20 protein-coding genes are annotated in these 16,083 nt (G+C 64.6%); 8 read left to right on the top strand and 12 right to left on the bottom strand.

Annotated features, from left to right (window positions below):
* Positions 1 to 38 precede the first annotated feature (38 nt).
* On the bottom strand, positions 39 to 470 hold the full coding sequence (locus tag IF803_RS20750; protein ID WP_028341673.1) for an SRPBCC family protein: 432 nt from the start codon (positions 468 to 470) through the stop codon (positions 39 to 41).
* Positions 467 to 790 (bottom strand): ArsR/SmtB family transcription factor, encoded by a 324-nt coding sequence (locus tag IF803_RS20745; RefSeq protein WP_461193285.1) that lies wholly within the window; start codon positions 788 to 790, stop codon positions 467 to 469. Before IF803_RS20745 ends, IF803_RS20750 begins: the two co-directional genes overlap by 4 nt.
* 774 nt (positions 791 to 1,564) lie before the next feature.
* On the opposite strand from IF803_RS20745, the gene IF803_RS20740 reads away from it, so the two are divergent.
* Positions 1,565 to 2,317 (top strand): carbonic anhydrase, encoded by a 753-nt coding sequence (locus IF803_RS20740; RefSeq protein WP_461193284.1) that lies wholly within the window; start codon positions 1,565 to 1,567, stop codon positions 2,315 to 2,317.
* 224 nt (positions 2,318 to 2,541) lie between these two features.
* Here IF803_RS20740 and IF803_RS20735 read toward each other — a convergent pair whose 3' ends face one another.
* Both IF803_RS20735 and IF803_RS20730 read right to left on the bottom strand, forming a co-directional pair.
* Positions 2,542 to 3,327, bottom strand: coding sequence for a 2-keto-4-pentenoate hydratase (locus tag IF803_RS20735; RefSeq protein WP_411781306.1), 786 nt, complete (start codon positions 3,325 to 3,327; stop codon positions 2,542 to 2,544).
* 108 nt (positions 3,328 to 3,435) lie between these two features.
* Positions 3,436 to 4,464: an SDR family oxidoreductase gene (locus IF803_RS20730; RefSeq protein ID WP_461193283.1), complete on the bottom strand. Its 1,029-nt coding sequence runs from the start codon at positions 4,462 to 4,464 to the stop codon at positions 3,436 to 3,438.
* 98 nt (positions 4,465 to 4,562) lie between these two features.
* Between IF803_RS20730 and IF803_RS20725 the strand changes: the two genes are divergently transcribed.
* A complete protein-coding gene (locus IF803_RS20725; RefSeq protein ID WP_461193282.1) occupies positions 4,563 to 4,991 on the top strand; it encodes a winged helix-turn-helix transcriptional regulator in 429 nt (142 codons plus the stop codon).
* Positions 4,992 to 5,107: 116 nt separating this feature from the next.
* Here IF803_RS20725 and IF803_RS20720 read toward each other — a convergent pair whose 3' ends face one another.
* From IF803_RS20720 to IF803_RS20710, 3 genes are all read right to left on the bottom strand, one after another.
* Entirely contained in the window at positions 5,108 to 5,902 is a 795-nt protein-coding gene (locus IF803_RS20720; protein ID WP_461193281.1) for a phytanoyl-CoA dioxygenase family protein, read from the bottom strand.
* A gap of 238 nt (positions 5,903 to 6,140) precedes the next feature.
* Positions 6,141 to 6,506 (bottom strand): RNA polymerase-binding protein DksA, encoded by a 366-nt coding sequence (dksA, locus tag IF803_RS20715; RefSeq protein ID WP_170991616.1) that lies wholly within the window; start codon positions 6,504 to 6,506, stop codon positions 6,141 to 6,143.
* Between the two features lie 209 nt (positions 6,507 to 6,715).
* On the bottom strand, positions 6,716 to 7,327 hold the full coding sequence (locus tag IF803_RS20710) for an NAD(P)-dependent oxidoreductase (protein WP_461193280.1): 612 nt from the start codon (positions 7,325 to 7,327) through the stop codon (positions 6,716 to 6,718).
* Between the two features lie 104 nt (positions 7,328 to 7,431).
* Here IF803_RS20710 and IF803_RS20705 point away from each other — a divergent pair, with 104 nt between their 5' ends.
* Positions 7,432 to 7,818, top strand: coding sequence for a winged helix-turn-helix transcriptional regulator (locus IF803_RS20705; RefSeq protein ID WP_411783251.1), 387 nt, complete (start codon positions 7,432 to 7,434; stop codon positions 7,816 to 7,818).
* A 58-nt stretch (positions 7,819 to 7,876) separates the two neighbouring features.
* On the opposite strand, the gene IF803_RS20700 is transcribed toward IF803_RS20705, so the two are convergent.
* Positions 7,877 to 8,290, bottom strand: coding sequence for a flagellar assembly protein FliX (locus IF803_RS20700; protein WP_018272569.1), 414 nt, complete (start codon positions 8,288 to 8,290; stop codon positions 7,877 to 7,879).
* 265 nt (positions 8,291 to 8,555) lie between these two features.
* Here IF803_RS20700 and IF803_RS20695 point away from each other — a divergent pair, with 265 nt between their 5' ends.
* The 4 genes from IF803_RS20695 to IF803_RS20680 all read left to right on the top strand — a co-directional run bounded on the left by IF803_RS20695 (position 8,556) and on the right by IF803_RS20680 (position 11,106).
* Positions 8,556 to 9,680: a flagellar basal body P-ring protein FlgI gene (locus IF803_RS20695; RefSeq protein WP_038385504.1), complete on the top strand. Its 1,125-nt coding sequence runs from the start codon at positions 8,556 to 8,558 to the stop codon at positions 9,678 to 9,680.
* Positions 9,680 to 10,036 (top strand): flagellar assembly peptidoglycan hydrolase FlgJ, encoded by a 357-nt coding sequence (gene flgJ, locus IF803_RS20690; protein ID WP_028337696.1) that lies wholly within the window; start codon positions 9,680 to 9,682, stop codon positions 10,034 to 10,036. Before IF803_RS20695 ends, flgJ begins: the two co-directional genes overlap by 1 nt.
* Positions 10,037 to 10,055: 19 nt before the next feature.
* A complete protein-coding gene (locus tag IF803_RS20685; RefSeq protein WP_461193279.1) occupies positions 10,056 to 10,559 on the top strand; it encodes a hypothetical protein in 504 nt (167 codons plus the stop codon).
* A 160-nt stretch (positions 10,560 to 10,719) separates the two neighbouring features.
* The gene (locus IF803_RS20680) at positions 10,720 to 11,106 is read left to right on the top strand and encodes a hypothetical protein (protein WP_461193278.1); all 387 of its coding nucleotides are present in this window, start codon (positions 10,720 to 10,722) and stop codon (positions 11,104 to 11,106) included.
* Positions 11,107 to 11,124: 18 nt separating this feature from the next.
* Here IF803_RS20680 and IF803_RS20675 read toward each other — a convergent pair whose 3' ends face one another.
* From IF803_RS20675 to IF803_RS20665, 3 genes are all read right to left on the bottom strand, one after another.
* On the bottom strand, positions 11,125 to 11,490 hold the full coding sequence (locus IF803_RS20675; RefSeq protein ID WP_016846761.1) for a hypothetical protein: 366 nt from the start codon (positions 11,488 to 11,490) through the stop codon (positions 11,125 to 11,127).
* A gap of 28 nt (positions 11,491 to 11,518) precedes the next feature.
* Positions 11,519 to 11,884 carry a flagellar biosynthesis regulator FlaF gene (gene flaF / locus IF803_RS20670; protein WP_016846762.1) on the bottom strand — a complete coding sequence of 122 codons (366 nt, stop codon included), beginning with the start codon at positions 11,882 to 11,884 and terminating at the stop codon, positions 11,519 to 11,521.
* A 207-nt stretch (positions 11,885 to 12,091) separates the two neighbouring features.
* A complete protein-coding gene (locus tag IF803_RS20665; RefSeq protein WP_461193277.1) occupies positions 12,092 to 13,267 on the bottom strand; it encodes a flagellin N-terminal helical domain-containing protein in 1,176 nt (391 codons plus the stop codon).
* A 360-nt stretch (positions 13,268 to 13,627) separates the two neighbouring features.
* Between IF803_RS20665 and flbT the strand changes: the two genes are divergently transcribed.
* Entirely contained in the window at positions 13,628 to 14,059 is a 432-nt protein-coding gene (gene flbT / locus IF803_RS20660; protein WP_016847775.1) for a flagellar biosynthesis repressor FlbT, read from the top strand.
* A gap of 136 nt (positions 14,060 to 14,195) precedes the next feature.
* Here flbT and IF803_RS20655 read toward each other — a convergent pair whose 3' ends face one another.
* Positions 14,196 to 16,079 carry a flagellar protein gene (locus tag IF803_RS20655; RefSeq protein ID WP_461193276.1) on the bottom strand — a complete coding sequence of 628 codons (1,884 nt, stop codon included), beginning with the start codon at positions 16,077 to 16,079 and terminating at the stop codon, positions 14,196 to 14,198.
* Positions 16,080 to 16,083: the final 4 nt, after the last annotated feature.

Raw genomic sequence — 16,083 nt, 5'->3', positions numbered from 1 at the left:
ATGACGAGAGAGAGAGAGAGAGAGAGAGAGAGAGACCGTCAACCTTCCCGCGCCATCAGCTGATCGAGATTCTCGAGGAACTGCTTCCATCCGGCATGGGCGCCGCCATAGGCCTGCTTCTGGTGCGGCTGGAAGCCGGACTGCTCGACGCGCAAATGGGTGCCGGTGGCTGTCGGCGTCAGCGTGAAGACCACGACGCTCTCGAGATTGTAGGCGGCATCCGCATGCGCGAAATTCCAAGTGTACGACAGCGTCTTGTGCGGCTCCACGGTGAGCACCTTGCAGTCCAGCACGCCGCCCCACTCACCGCGCAGGTTGAAGCTGTGCCCGACCTCGGGCTTGAAATCGTTCTTCATCAGCCACTCCTCCATCAGATGCGGTTGGGTCAGCGCGCGCCAGAGCTTTTCCGGCGGATGAGGAAATTCACGCTCGACGATCGCGGAACGCGTTTCAGCGGTGGTCTTGTTCATTGGTCCATCCTTTTGAGGAGATCTTCGAGGTGGTCGAACCGGTTCTGCCAGAAGCCCGCCATCTGGCTGGTCCAGTCGATCAGCGGCACCAGCGCGCCGAGTTGCGCGCTGTAATGGGTCTGCCTGCCTTCATGGCGGTCGCGCACCAGCCCGGCCTGCTTCAGCACACCGAGATGCTTCGACACCGCCGGCTGCGAAATCCTGGCGCGGGCCGTCAGGGCGCCGACTGTCTGCTCGCCCTCGCGACACAGGCGCTCGAAGATGGCCCGGCGGGTCGGGTCTGCAAGGGTTCGAAACAGGATGTCGTGAGCGTCTGGCATTTGCGATCAATAACCCGTTGGTTATGGATTAACGTATAACCATCCAGCTATGGATGAGTCAACCGCAAACTTCGGCGGTTCGGCCGTGGCCGCGACACCTGGGGTTTTCCGGCTCAATCGCACAACAGGACCACCCGGGCCTTTCATAACCCGCAGGTTATCCGGTGACGCCGACCGGCCCGTCGGGCAACTCAGGGCGGAACGAAGAGCAAAGCTCGGGCAAATCATCTCGCGAGAATGTGGAAGTTTGACTTACAACGCGCGCAACACATTCCATGTCGTCCTGGCGAAAGCCAGGACCCATTACCCCAAATCTCAATTGTTGCGCGACGCTGGGGCTACGATCCCGTTCATGATCAAGTGCGGTGGTTATGGGTCCTGGCTTTCGCCAGGACGACGATCGTGTGTGTCCGCACCGTTATCGCCCGGCTCGCCGCCTCCGCTAAAGCTTCGGCGCGCCAGAGATGCATGGCCTCGTCGAAGCCTTGGCGAAGACGGGACCCGGGCGATCCAGTACGCCGCGGGCCTCTCGGCTCAAGCACAGCCGTCTCTGCAATACTGGATCACCCGCTTTCGCTTTAGCGGGTCATCACACTGCGCCGTTTGACATCTTGAATTGCGACTCGTCCTCACCGTTATCCCTGCCTAGTGCGCAATTGCACATGGGAGCGGGGACCGTGCATGAAACCGTGTCGTTGCGGTGGCAGTGCGCATGATCTACAACTTTTGCACGGACGCGATTGCTATTCTTGGATAATTTTACGGAGATTTTTGATGTGCCAGCTTTGCGAAATCACAGCTCCCACCCAGACCTCCCGGCGCCGCTTCCTCGCTGCCGCGGCCTGCACCGCCGCCAGCCTCGCCCTTGCATCGCCGGTTTCCGCCAAGGAAACCAAATCGCCGCCGAAGCCACAGAACGTGCTGGCGCCGGACGCGGCGCTGGACCGGCTGGTGAAGGGCAATCTCCGCTATGTCGAAGGCGTCTCGCGGCGGCATGATTTCAAGCACGAGCGCGAGGCGCTGGCCGGCGGACAGAATCCGTTCGCCGGCATCCTGAGTTGCGCGGACTCCCGCATCGCACCGGAATACGCCTTCGACACCGGCCGCGGCGATCTGTTCGTCTGCCGCATCGCCGGCAATTTCGCCAGCGACGAGACGATCGCGAGCCTGGAATATGCATCGGCCGTGCTCAACGTGCCGCTGTTCATGGTGCTCGGCCACGACAGCTGCGGGGCGGTCGACGCCGCCATCAAGTCGCTGAAGGACGACGCCACCCTGCCCGGCCATCTGCCCTCGCTGGTCAATGCGATCGCGCCGGCAGTGAAGGCGACCGAGGGCAAGGGAGGCGACCGGCTCGCCAACGCCATCAGGCAGAACGTCATCGACAACGTCGCGAAGCTGAAATCGGCGACGCCGATCCTCAGCGCCGCGGTCGATCAGGGCAAGCTCCGGGTGGTCGGCGCGGTCTATCGGCTGACCGACGGCAAGGTCGAGCTCGTCACGGACACCAAACGCCCGACGACTTGAAAGTCAGGTGAATTCAAGTCAAGTCAAGGTCGCGCTGCACATTCGATGTCGTCCCTGCGAAAGCAGGGACCCATAACCACGAATGCTAATTGTTGCATGGCGCCGGAACGACGAGCGCGGTTCACGACGGCCGCCGCGGGGTATGGGTCCCTGCTCCCGTGCGCAATTGCGCACTAGGCAGGGACGACATCTTTTATGCGGAGGCAGGCTCGCACAACGTTGCCTCACGTAAACGCCGCTTCCACCTTGCCGAGACCGTCGAGCTCCATCACGACCGTGTCGCCCGCATTCAGCCACACCGTCTTGACCAGGCTGCCGGTCAGCACGATCTGGCCGGCATGCAGGCCACGGCCTTCAGTGGCGAGATGATTGGCGAGCCAGGCGAGCGCGTTGTGGGGATGCCCGAGCACGTCGGCGCCGGTGCCGCGGCCTTCTTCCTTACCGTTGACGATCGCGCGTCCCGCGACCGCGCGCAGATCGGGCACGGTGATGCGCGGCACCTCCTCCCCGAGCACGCAACCGGCGGCGAAGAAGTCGTCGGCAATCAGCGTCGGCGCGCCAAGCGTCTCCCATTTGACATAGCGGTCGTCGACGATCTCGATCGCGGGATAGTAGGCATCGATCGCTTCCGCGACCCATTCGGCGGTGAACGGCGCTTCGCTCGGAGCGAGATCGCGGGCGAGCCGCACCGCGATCTCGCACTCGACGCCGACATGGACGAACTCGGCCGCCGGCAGCCGCACGCCGCTGTCATGCACGACCTTCTCGAACACGCCACCGCCACAGGGGTGCGGGATGTTGATATATTCCTGCATCACCGCGCTGGTGCAGCCGATCTTGTAGCCGACGAGGCTGCCCACGTGTGGCTGCATCAGATCGTGCAGCGCGTACTGCACCTGATAGCCTTCGGCCTCGTCGCGCGGCGCGACGTCTTTCGGAAGCGCCTTGAGCGGCGCCCGGCTGCGGCGCGCGCTGGCGATCGCCTTTGCGGCCGCGAGGACCCGATCCATCTGCGCAGCCTCCCTGGTGTTCTCGGCGGCGCGGTGGCGCCTCCGTCTGCTCGCAGCAATTCAGCACTCGCCGACCCGTCTGGCAAGCACGCTGGACGGGAGCTGCCGTCAGGCCTTGACGAGGCCGAGCCGGATCAGGCTCTCCGCGGTCGCGAGGATCATCTCCTCATTGCCGCGCGGGCGCCAGCCGAGCAGGTGCTGCGCCTTGGCGCTGGTCGCGCGGCGCACCTTGCCGAGCAGCGGCAGCGCGGCACGGGCCATCGGGTTGCGCCGTGCGGCGAGCCGCATCATCCAGTCCGGCGCCTGGAACCGCGGCACACGCCGCGCCTTGCTGCCGAGTTTTGCGCGCAGCACCCGGGCGACCCCGAGGATCGACATGGTCTCGCCGGCGACCGCCAGGAAGCGCTCACCGCTCGCCTTGGGCGACATCATGGCGCGCAGATGCAGGTCGGCGACATCGCGCACGTCGACGAGGCCGAAATGGATCCGCGGCACCGCCGGCATCGCGCCGTCGAGCAGCGCCTTGATGATGCCGATCGACTCGGAGAAATCGGCACCGAGCGCCGGGCCGAACACCGCGGTGGGGTTGACCACGGCAAGCTCGAGGCCATTGCCTTCGCGCGCGACGAAATCCCAGGCGGCGCGCTCGGCCAGCGTCTTGGATTTCGGATAGGCCTGCACGCCCTCGCCATCGAGATTGGACCACACGGTCTCGTCGAACGGCGCCGCTTGCGGCGGATGGCCGTAACCGATTGCCGCGAACGACGACGTCACGACGACGCGCTTGACGCCGGCGTCGCGCGCCGCGCGCAACACCCGCAGCGTGCCTTCCCGCGCCGGGACGATCAGCTCATTCTCGTCCTCTGGCACATAGGCGCCGAGCGGCGATGCGACATGCAGCACGTAGTCGCACCCGGTGGCCGCCTCGCGCCAACCGTCGTCGCGCAGCAGGTCGGCGGTGACGAAGCCGACCTGGTCGGGAGCAAGCGCACCGCCCTCGCGCAACATCGCGATCACCTCGTTGCTGCGACCCGGATTGCGCACCGTCGTTCGCACCGCATGCCCGTCGGCAAGCAGCTGCAGGATGGTATGCACGCCGATGAAACCCGATCCGCCTGTGACCAATACCGTGCTCATGTCCCTGCCCTCTTCATATTCGGCGGATGGGCCCAACATTGCGCTGCCCGCCCTGCACAGGCCGCATCTGGTCACCTATCTGACCTTGGACAAGTAGGATGAAATTCGAGACCGGTATGGAAAACAATACCAGCGATATGAGTGACGGCGGTGAATGCGAGAGCTGTCCGACCGACCCCGATGTGCTGATCGAATTCAAGCACGCGATCCACGCGCTCGGGGGAAAATGGAAGCTCGAGATCCTGTTCACGCTGATGAATGGCGGCGTGCGGTTCGGCGCGCTGCGCCGCGCGCTCGCGCCGATCACCCAGCACATGCTGACCGCCCAGCTGCGCGAGCTCGAGCGCGACGGCCTGGTGGCGCGCAAGGTGCTCACCGAGAAGCCGCTGCAGGTCGAATACGAGCTGACGGATTCGGCCTGGGGCCTGACGCCGGCTTTCCGCGAATTGCTGGCATGGTCGAAGACGTTCGGCCCGCGCCGCAGTGCCGCGGCAAGCGCGACGACGCTTGGAGCCGGACTGGCCTGAATGTCGTCTCGCCATAAACCGTTTCGGCATAGGAATTACATTCCCTCCCCCGCTTGCGGGGGGAGGGCTAGGGTGCAGCGAATGCGTGGCAAGGCTTGACCACGCATCATCGGACTTCACTTCATGCCAAGCGCGCGCCGGATCGCGATCTCGACCGGCGAATACGCACCATCCGCACGTTCCAGCCGGTACGGTTCGCCGGCAGCGAGCGACGGCTGGGCCATGAAGCGCGGCGTCGTGCCTCGATGCTTCTGCGCGGCATGCACCAGCAACGGATGGCACAGATAGACCGTGCCGGCCTCGCCGGTCGCGAGCGCGACCTCGCAGTCGGCGCCGACATCGTCGAGCACCATCCGTGCGCGTCCGGCCTCGCCTGCCGGCGCGAGGTAGCGGGCCATCGGCCGATGCGAGCCGACCCTGATCCGGGTCGGCGCGTCGTCCTCGCCGACGTCGGAGAACAGGAACAGCATCAACAGCGCCCGGCCGCGCGAGACGACATTGGCCCGCCAGGCGGAGAAGTCGCTGCGCTCGTTGGGGTCGCAATCCTCGCCAGGGAAGCTGACGTCGATGTGCCAGCCGGCATCGCCGGGATCGTCCGGATGCGGGAAGCGCACCGGAAAGGTTCCGATGTCGTCGCGCGGGCGCCAGCGGCCGGGACCGGCGATCTGGTCGAACGCCCGGTGCAGCAGCGGCGTGTTGATCGCTTCGCGAAACGGCGTACCGCCGTACCCCGGCAAACGGATCACCGGTTGAGGGTCGTGCTCGCTGCACGGCAGGTCACGCCACATGATGGCGCGTCCCCGGTCCGCGAGTTCCCGGGGAAAGGCGCTGTCGATCCGGACAAAGCCCTGTTGGATGAATTGCTCGATCTGCGCGCCGTCAAGCGCGCACGGGTCGTTTCGAGGGGGCATGATTGTCTCTCAAACTGTCGCCAGCCATCGATGCTCCGCGATGCGCGGAACCTGACCGGCTCATTCGGTTTCACTGGAATCCCAGGAGCGAAAGCCCGTGGGGCCGCTCAGCGCTTCCAGCAGAAAGCGGGATCAGCCCAGGAAAAACACCGAAGCGATGTTGAGAGTGCGTGTCATCATGGCGGCGCGAACGTACAACCGGTACGCGCCGGTAGCAATCCGTGGCGATCCGTCGCCACTATTCGTCGCGATAGACCTTCTCGCGCTTCTCGTGGCGTTCCTGCGCCTCCACCGACAGCGTTGCGATCGGGCGGGCTTCGAGCCGCTTCAGCGAGATCGGTTCACCGGTCTCTTCGCAATAGCCGTAGGTGTTGTCTTCGATGCGCTGGAGCGCCGCGTCGATTTTGGAGATCAGCTTGCGCTGACGGTCGCGGGCACGAAGTTCGATCGCGCGGTCGGTTTCCGAGGACGCTCGGTCCGCGAGGTCGGGATGATTGACGTTCTCTTCCTGCAACGTCTGCAACGTGACCTTCGATTCGCGGAGGATCTCATCCTTCCAGGCCAGCAGCTTGGCGCGGAAATAATCGCGCTGCCGCTCATTCATGAAAGGCTCTTTTTCAGTCGGCCGGTAGTTCTTCAGCTTTTCCAAAGGCAGCCATGTCCCTGTCAGGCGGAGGGAACACAACCCCTCCGCGCGGCGCCTTATATAGCCACGTCATGTGACAGACAATATCTGCCACCGCGAAAGGCGGGCCGCCCCCAAGGCCTTGCACAGGCAAACTTATCCGCCTGCCCGGGGACGGCCCTGCCCCCTCAATAGCCGACCGTGAAACGGCGGCGGATATGGGCCGGACGCTCGATTTCGTCGGCGAGTGCAACTGCGAAATCCTCGAACGAGATCGAGCTTTTGCCGTCGGCGGCGGTCAGAAGCTGGTCGGTCCCGAGGCGGAACTTGCCGGTCCGCTCGCCGGCCACGAACAGCGCCGAGGGCGACAAAAAGGTCCAGTTCAGGTCCTTTTCCTGGCGCAGCAGGTCGAGGAACTCAGCCCCCTTGGAGGCCTCGGCCTTGTATTGGGGCGGAAAGTTGGGGGTGGTCACTAGGCGGACGCCCGGCGCCACCTCGAGGCTGCCGGCACCGCCGACCACGAGATAGCGGCCGACCCCGGATGCCTTGGCAGCCCCGATCAGCTTGGCGGGGTCGCTGACCAGGAAATGGATCGAACTGATCGCGGCATCGTGGCCGGCCCACAGCGCGGCCAGGGCGGCCTGGTCGTTCGCGTCACCCTTGCGGGCAGTGACATTGGGCAGGCCGGCGATCTTCTCCGGATTGCGGGCGATGGCGGTGACGGCGTGGCCGCGGCGGGCGAGTTCCGCGATGATGCGCGAGCCGGCCTGGCCGGACGCGCCGGCGATGGCGATCTTCATCTCAAGTCTCCGATTGATGGTTTCCAATGGTGACTAGATAGCGAAATGGATGTAGGTGTGAAGAAGGCACTCTCGTCTCACCTGATCACGCCGGAGTAACCGCGATGAAAGCCACGAGCCTCAAGCCGGACGCCTATGCCGCCAATTGCCCGACGCGCCAGATCCTCGACCGGGTCGGCGACAAATGGGCGGTGCTGATCCTGCTGCTGCTGCGCGGCGAGCCGATGCGCTTCAACCAGCTTCGCCGCGCCATCGAAGGCATCTCGCAGAAGATGCTGTCGCAGGTGCTGAAAAGCCTGGAGCGCGACGGGCTGCTGCGCCGCCGGGCGATCGCAACGGTGCCGGTGACGGTGGAGTATTCAATCACGCCGCTCGGATCGACGCTCGCCGAAGCCGTCGATCCGCTGCGCGACTGGGCCGAACAGAATCTGAAGGAGGTGCTAGCCGCGCAGCGCCGCTACGACGCGCAGCGCAAAGCACTGGCGGCCTGAGGCACTGGCGGCCTGAAGGCACTGGCGGCGTGAAACAGGTGAGTTGATCGGGAGGAGCCTAGTATTGCCCGGCCTTGGCGAGCTCGACCTCGACGCGCAGCTCGATCTCGCCGAGCACGGCATCAAGACCGGGATCGCCGGAGGATTCCTTCAGGCTTGCCGCAGCGTCACGCAGCCGGTTCACCGTGGAGGAATCGAAATTACCGGACAGCAGTCCGAGCTTGAGCGCGTCGAGCACGTCGAGCGCACCCTTGCCGCGAGCCACCGAGCGCTTGCGCCGTTCGGTCGGGTCCTCGACGCCCTGCAGCGCGAGCAGCGCATCGAGGCTGGCAGCAGCCTTCGGCGCCGCGGTGGAGCGAACCTCTTCTTGCGCGGTCGTCGCATCCGGCAGCGAGAAGCCGCTCGACGACGTGCGCCGCGTGGCGCCGGTGGACGTGCCAAGCGTGGTGCCGTTCGGTCCGTAGATGCGCATCGTCGTGATCCCGCAGGCCTGAATGAGCCGAGCATCGCCGTTTTATGGTTAACGGCGCGTAAACGACCCGGCAATTTCTGCCGCCGCGCGGCAGTTTCGCGCTCCCTGGCGAACCCGATGAAAATGGCGGCCCGACAATTTCGATAAATATATCAAGACATTGCCCAAGCGAAGCGGAGTGGCACGCAGCTCGCATGGTTAATGGCGGATCGCCGTCATGGGAGTGTCGCGCAATCCGCTAGTTCAGTTCGAGGGGAGCATCGGGATGCCCGGCATCCGCATCGCAAATCTGTTCGGAGTGGCCTGCGCCGCGCTGCTGGCGCTGGCGGCCTCCGTCATGCCGGCGGCCGCGACGTCGCGGATCAAGGATCTCGCCAATATCGAGGGCGTGCGCCAGAACCAGCTGATCGGCTACGGCCTCGTGGTCGGCCTCAACGGTACCGGCGATACGCTCAACAACATCCCCTTCACCAAGCAATCGCTGCAAGCGATGCTCGAGCGCATGGGCGTCAACATCCGCGGCGCCACCATCCGCACCGGCAACGTCGCCGCCGTGATGGTGACCGGCAATCTGCCGGCGTTCGGCACCCAGGGCACGCGCATGGACGTCACCGTCTCCGCGCTCGGCGATGCCAAGAACCTGCAGGGCGGCACCCTGCTCGTCACTCCCCTGCTCGGCGCCGACGGCAATGTCTACGCGGTGGCGCAGGGATCGGTGGCGGTCGCCGGCTTCGCGGCCGAAGGTGCCGCCGCCAGCGTCGTGCGCGGCGTGCCGACCGTCGGCCGGATCGCCAACGGCGCCATCATCGAGCGCGAGATCGAGTTCGCACTCAACCGCCTGCCCAATGTGCGCCTCGCGCTGCGCAACGCCGACTTCACCACCGCCAAGCGGATCGCCGCCGCGGTCAACGACTATCTCGGCGTCAAGACCGCCGAGCCGATCGATCCCTCCACGGTGCAGCTTGCGATCCCGACGGAGTTCAAGGGCAACGTCGTCGCCTTCCTGACCGAGATCGAGCAGCTGCAGGTCGATCCCGATCTCGTGGCCAAGATCGTGATCGACGAACGCTCCGGCATCATCGTGATGGGCCGCGACGTCCGCGTCGCGACCGTCGCCGTCGCGCAGGGCAATCTCACCGTCTCGATCTCCGAGAGCCCGCAGGTCAGCCAGCCCAATCCGCTGTCGCGCGGCCGAACAGTCGTGACACCGCGCACCAGCGTCGGCGTCAGCGAGGACGGCAAGAAGTTCGCCGTGGTCAAGGACGGCGTCTCGCTGCAGCAGCTGGTCGACGGCCTCAATGGCCTCGGCATCGGACCGCGCGACCTCATCAGCATCCTGCAGGCGATCAAGGCCGCCGGCGCGATCGAAGCCGACATCGAGGTGATGTGATGGCGAGCCTGATCAACAGCACCACCGGCAGCATGCCGAACAAGGCGTTGATGCCGATGTTCAACGGTCGCCCCGATCCCGTGCTGCAGGACGCGCTGAAGAAGGTGACGCCGCAGCAAGCCGCCAAGGCAAAGGCGACCGCGACCGATTTCGAATCGATGTTCCTGAATTCGATGTTCTCGCAGATGACGACCGGCCTGAAGGGCGATGGTCCGTACGGCGACACCGTCGGCACCGGCGCATGGCGATCGATGCTGACCGACGAATACTCGAAGAATTTCGCCAAAGCCGGCGGCGTCGGCATTTCCAACGAAGTGTTCCGCTCGCTGATTCTGCAGCAGGCGAACAAGAGCTAGGGTTTCAAGGAGCAGCGCGATGAACCAGCGTCCACAGCAGCCGCGGCCAGTAGCGTCCGCCCCCGCCGCGCGGTCCGCGACGTCGACGCCGCCGGACGTCGCGCGTCTTGCCAACGAGCTGACCGAAGTGATGAGCGGCCTGCTCGCCGTGATCGAGCAGGAGACCGAGTTCGTCCGCGCCGGCAAGATCCGCGAGGGCATGCGGCTCGAGGCGCAGAAGTCGGAGCTGTCGCGGCGCTACATGCTCGCGGTGGAGCATCTGAAATTGATGCAGAAGATGCTGTCGCAGACCGATCCCGAGCTGCTCGCGACGCTGCGCCGGCATCACGAGACGTTCCGCGCCATGCTGCAGGTCAATTTGACCGTGCTTGCGACCGCGCATGCCGTCTCCGAAGGCATCGTGCGCGGCGTCAATGCCGAGGTGCAGCGCCGCAACATTCCGAACACCTATACCGCAAGCGGACAGCGCGCCACGCCCGGCCCCCGCAACATGACGCCGATCGCGGTCAGCCGCACGCTCTGACGTGTACGCTTACAATTTAGCTCAATTCGACGCCGCCCCGGCAGCGCGGCATTCAGCGTGTTTTCTAACAGCCTATTGAGAGGTTCCCCGTAGAGTTGCGGACCGTGAGGGGTTGGGATTTGACTCAAGCAAACTAGTGCCTGTGCACTACGAGGCTGCCATGAGTACAGATTTCAACATCAAGCCGGTGGGGGCACCGGTCGCGGCGCCGATGGTCTCTCCCACGAGCGATACGGCGCAGAAGGCGGTCAAGACTGAACTGCCGGCGAGCCAGAGCGTCACCGCTCCGGAGCCGAGCGTGCGCGTCACCATCGATCCCAACGCCGTCAACGCATCGATTTCAAATCAGGCTCCGTCGGTCAGCGACCTGGTCATCATCGACCGCGACGCGCGCGCCGTGGTCTATCAGGTGGTCGATAATCGCACGAATTTGGTGGTGAGGCAGTTTCCGGAAGAAGCCGTATTGCGCCGCCGCGCCTATTTCCACGCGCTCGATCTCAGCAAGGACGCGCCGACGCGGGTGCGTGCCACCGATCGCCGCGCCTAGGCGCGGACCAACGACCGCTCAGGTCTTCTGCGTGGCGTAGGCCTTGTCGAGATAGGTCGCTCCGGTGGCCGGATCGGTGACGACATTGGCGATCAACGCCGTCCCCTGCTGCACCAGCGCGAACTTGGTATCGCCGATCCGGAACCCGCCATCCTTGATCAGCACGTCCTGATACTTGCTGGTGCCGTCGCTCTGGTAGTGGACCTTGGCGCGGAAGCCATCGACGTTCGACACCGAGATGTTGAACGATTTGTTGTTGGCGTACTTGCCGCTCCAGCTGCCCTCATAGAGGTTCGGATCGACGGCCACATAGGGCGTCTTCGACGGGACCGTCAGGCCGGCGGCCTTGTAGTTGGCCGACAGGATGCTCAACACGTCGGCCATGCCGAGGGCTCCGTCAGGAATCGATCGATCAGCCGCGGCCCGAGAGGCCGGCGGCGATATTGCAGTTGATATCGATCAGCGACTTCAGTTTCGCCGGATCCGGATTCATCTGGATGTCGACGGTCTGCTTCATCACGAACACGCCGATATTGGCGATGTTCTGGCGAATCTCGAGCGGCTGCGGATTGTCGTCGCCTTGCGCGGCGCTGAGAAAGATCGACCACAACCGACGATTGAACAGCAACGCATGATCGAGCGCCTTGTCGGGACCGTTCCAGTTCGTCTGGACTTCCTGCAGCTGCCGCGCGGCCTTCAACAGCGCCTGCGCTTCGATTTCACGTGGGGACGCCGTCGTCGTGGAGGTACGAGCGTAGGCCTGGGCTGCATTCGACATTCAATGACCTCGATGGGATGCGGATTTCTCGAGCCGCGAAGACGCAATTCTAGCGCCCGATATTTATGCATCGGGCGCCTTTAAATATGGTTAGCAGCCGTTACGAAATGCGCCGTTCTGAGGGCATGGACAGACACCGTAATATCCCGGAGACAAAAGAAAACGGCGGGGTTTCCCCCGCCGTTCTCGAAGCACTTGCCGGCGCGCTTAGCGGAGCAGCTGCAGCACGCTCTGCTGGCTCTGGTTGGCGAGCGCCAGCGCGGAGACCGCGATAGACTGGCGGGTCGACAGCGCCTGGCTGTTGGCCGCTTCCTCATTGGTGTCGGCCAGCGTCAGGTTGGACGAACCGGTCTGCAGCACGTTGATCAGGTTCTTCGAGAAGTCCTGACGGATCTGCACGATCGACAAGTTCGAACCCAGCGTCGAGGCTTCGCTGCGCAACGAGGAGCTCGCCGAGCTCAGCGACGCAATGACGCTGTTCGCCGAGTTGTTGTCGAGGAAGTCGGTGCCCGCGGTCAGCGCTTTCAGACCGAGGCCGCTGGCATTGAAGGTGACGCCGGTGATGCTGAGCGTCGACTTGCCGGTCTCGTTGAAGGTCAGCTTCAGGCTGTCGCCGTTCAACAGGTTGATGCCGTTGAACGAGGCGTCCTGCGCCGTGGTCGTGATCTGCGCGATGGTGTTGTTGTACTGCGTGACCAGAGCGGCGCGCGCCGACTGCGAGGCCTGGTCGGCAACCGGCGCCGTGCCGGCCGCGCTGAACGTCGCAGTGCCGCCGCCGGTGTTGGTGAAGGTCACCGCACCGATCGTCGAGGAGGCCGCGTCGTTGGTCGTGGTGATGACGAGCTTGTTCGAGCTGTCGAGGCTCGCCGTCAGGTTGCTGGCCGCGAGCGACGTGTTCAACTGCGCCAGCGACGTGCTGGCCCCGAACGTAAAGTTGAAGGCAGGCTGGCCGGCCGACGCCGCGATCGCCAGGACGTCACCGCTCTTGATCGTGGTGCCGTCGACGAGGTTGGCAGACGTGCCGCCGAGCGCCGCGGTGGAAGTGACCTGCGACCTGGTGGTGTAGCCGGTCGGGCTCTGCAGCACCTGGTTGGCGATCGACTTCGCGGTATCGACCAGCTTCTGCAGCGAGGTGATGCCGGTGTTGGCGGCCTGCAGCACCTGCACACCGTTGCCGATGCCGTCGAGCAGGTTGTTGATGTCGCTGGCGCGGTTGTCGAGCGACTGCGCGGTGAAGAAGTTGGTCGGGTTGTCGAGCGCCGTGTTGACCTTCTTGCCGGTGGCAAGGCGGTTCTGCGTCGTGGAGAGCAGATCGGCGGTGGACTGGAGGGAGAGGAGGTTCTGGCGAACGGAGGAGGAGAGAATGATATCGGACATTTTCATACCTTTCTGGTGTGAAACTGAGGAAGAAGCCGCTCCAATCCTTTCTGATCGGGCGGATGGCCGATCCTGCGGTCGGGCCGCGAAGGAAAAAGAAATCTCCAGAACGGCATTTGAGACAAAGGCCGAAGAATAAAATTGTCGCCATTGGGTGAGGTTCGTCCCGAAAACTACTGAGGCGACTGACAATTCCGGCCAGATAACGACGCCAGCGCCTGCCCCTCGTTCACCAAGCATTAACCATCATGGGAAAGGATCGCTGTCGCATCGGCCCCCGGCCGCAACGGCGGCTGCTAAGCAGTGCCGAACCACTTCGCTCCGCCAGCGAAGACATCGCGCGACTGCAGGCAAAGGAGAACGGTCATGGCCCTGAAGGTCGAACTCAAACCGAACGAGCGCATCATCGTCGGCAATTGCGTGATCACCAACACCGACCAGCGCGCCCGCCTGCTGATCGACGGCGACCGCATCCCGATCCTGCGCGAGAAGGATATCCTGACGCCCGAGACCGCGGACACGCCGGCGAAGCTGATCTATCTCGCCGTGCAGCTGATGTATCTGTCGCCGGACCCGATGGCGCACCACCCGACCTATTTCAGTCTGGTGCGCGACATCATCACCGCAATGCCGAGCGCGTGGCCGTTCATCGAAAGCGTCAACAACTTCATCCTCAACGGCGACCTCTATCACGCGCTGAAGGAGTCCAAGAAGCTGATCGCACACGAGGAGAAGCTGCTGGAAACCGCGCGCGACCAGCAGAACGCCGATCGCGACGACGCACGCAAGAGCGCGTAGAGCTTCTTGTTTTGACGCGTTTTCTTCGCGCGAACCGGCGTCCACTTCGCTTGAAAACGCTCTAGCCCCACTCGCCTCAACGAAAAAGGCCTCCGCGCGGAGGCCTTTTTGCTGGCTGGAGATGAGGGGCGCGCGATCAGCTGATCGGCAGGTATTTCAGCAGCGTCGTTTGATACAGCATCGACGTGGTCTGATACGACGCCTGCAAGCTGGTTTGCAGCGCCAGGATCTTGGTCGCGACCTCGTCCTGATTGACGCCCTCGACCGAGTCGAGCATCGTTTCCGCCATCCCCTTGAGCTGAGTCTGCCGATCGGTGGCCGCCTTGGTCGCGGTCTGCGCGCCGGCGAATTCGGCTTGCACGTCCTGGATCTGCTGCTGACCGTTCTGCGGGGCGAGGTTAGCGCTTACGCGCTGCGCAAGCGCCGTCACCTGCGCGCTCGCATTCGAGTTGCTGGCATTGGTGGTGACGGCCGCGTACACCGCGACGTTCTGCAGCAAATAGCGGAAGGCCTGTTCGTTGGCGCGCGCGCCATACTGCACGGTGATCGACTGATCGACCTGGGCGACCGCGGTGCCGCGCGCCGACCCCGGGCCATTCTCGCCGGTGTACCAGTAGACGGTGTTGCCGGGCGTGCCCGCGACCAGGTTGGTCGCGGTGTCGAACGGCGGTCCCCCTACCCTGAGCGGCGCCGGCGCTGCGGTGGTGTTGTTGGCGATGCCGAGCGCGCCGAGTGCGGCTGTATTGGAGCTCGAGATCGACAGGCTCTCGCCGTCGGCGCCGTGCAAGGTGATCGCGCCGTTGCTGATAGTCGACGGGTTCTTGGTGCCGCTGATCTGGTCGATCTTGGCCATCAGCGTCTGCACGCTGTCGGTGACGTTGACCTGGTTGCCGGTGGCGCCCGAGGCCACGAAGGTGATCGGCGTGCCGTTCACCGTGATGGTGTCACCCGCGGCAAAGCTCGTCGACAGCGAGTCGGTGCCCGCCGCCCCCGAAAGGGCCGTGGCGCCGCTGATCGGCGCCGGCGGCGTGTTATGGTTGTTCACCGCCGCGCCCGAGACGGTCGCGACCGGATTGAAGAAATTGTTCGACGCCGCGACCGCGGACGCCGCGACCAGCGACGTGTCGCTCAACGTCTTGATCGACGAGGTCAGCGTCGACTGCAGGTTGGCCGTCGTCGCCGCGGTGTCGGCGCCGATCAGGAACGAGCCGGTGGGCGGCGGGTTCGTCGTGGTCGCCGTGAGCTCGATCGCTTCGGTGGTGCCGTCGGGCAGCGTGAAGTTGAACTTGATCTTGTCGCCGTCCTTCGGATTGACGGCGCCGAGATCGACCGAGGCCGACTTCGGCGTGCCGGCCGGCTGCGTCACCGTGGCGCCGCCCGTCAACGACGACTGCACCGACAAAAGCTTCAGGCCGAACGGCGAGCCGTCCTCGGCGATACTCGTGACCGTCGTGGTCGCCGGCGGCGACGAGACGCTCAGGCGGCCCATCATGCCGGCGCCCTGATCGGCCTGCTTGCGCTCATTGATGAGCTGGGTGAGCCCAGCCTGGGTTGCCGTGCCCTTGAGCATGGTATCGGCGGACACCGTGGCCGGCGTATCCATCGCGCGGCCGGAAAACAGATAGCGGTCGCCCGACTGGCTGTTCAGCATCGCGACCGCGTTGGCGAAGGCCGCCTGCGCCGTGATCTGGCCCGAGGTCTGGCCGCTGTCGTTGAGCGTCAGCGTCGCCGTCGTCGCGGCGTTCTTCACCTGGGTCCCGACGTCGGACAGGCCCTGCAAGGTGAGGTTCGCGACACTCAGGCGCGTGTTGAGGTTGGTGGCGGTATCGGAGAACGCGTTGATGCCGCTGATCTGCGCGCGCAGGCTGAGCGCAAAACCGCGATCGAGCCCCTGCCCCGCATAGGTCGTCGATACCTTGCCGGTCGCAAGCTGCGTGGTCAGGTCATTGAGCTGATTCCGCAGGTTGAGGATCGTGGTGCCGATATAGGAAGTTCTGCCGCTTACGCCGTCGATCGACATGTTA

The sequence above is a fragment of the Bradyrhizobium sp. UFLA06-06 genome (genome assembly GCF_054820065.1).
Note: the sequence above shows the minus strand (reverse complement) of the source record. Positions and strands in the feature narration are given on the sequence as shown.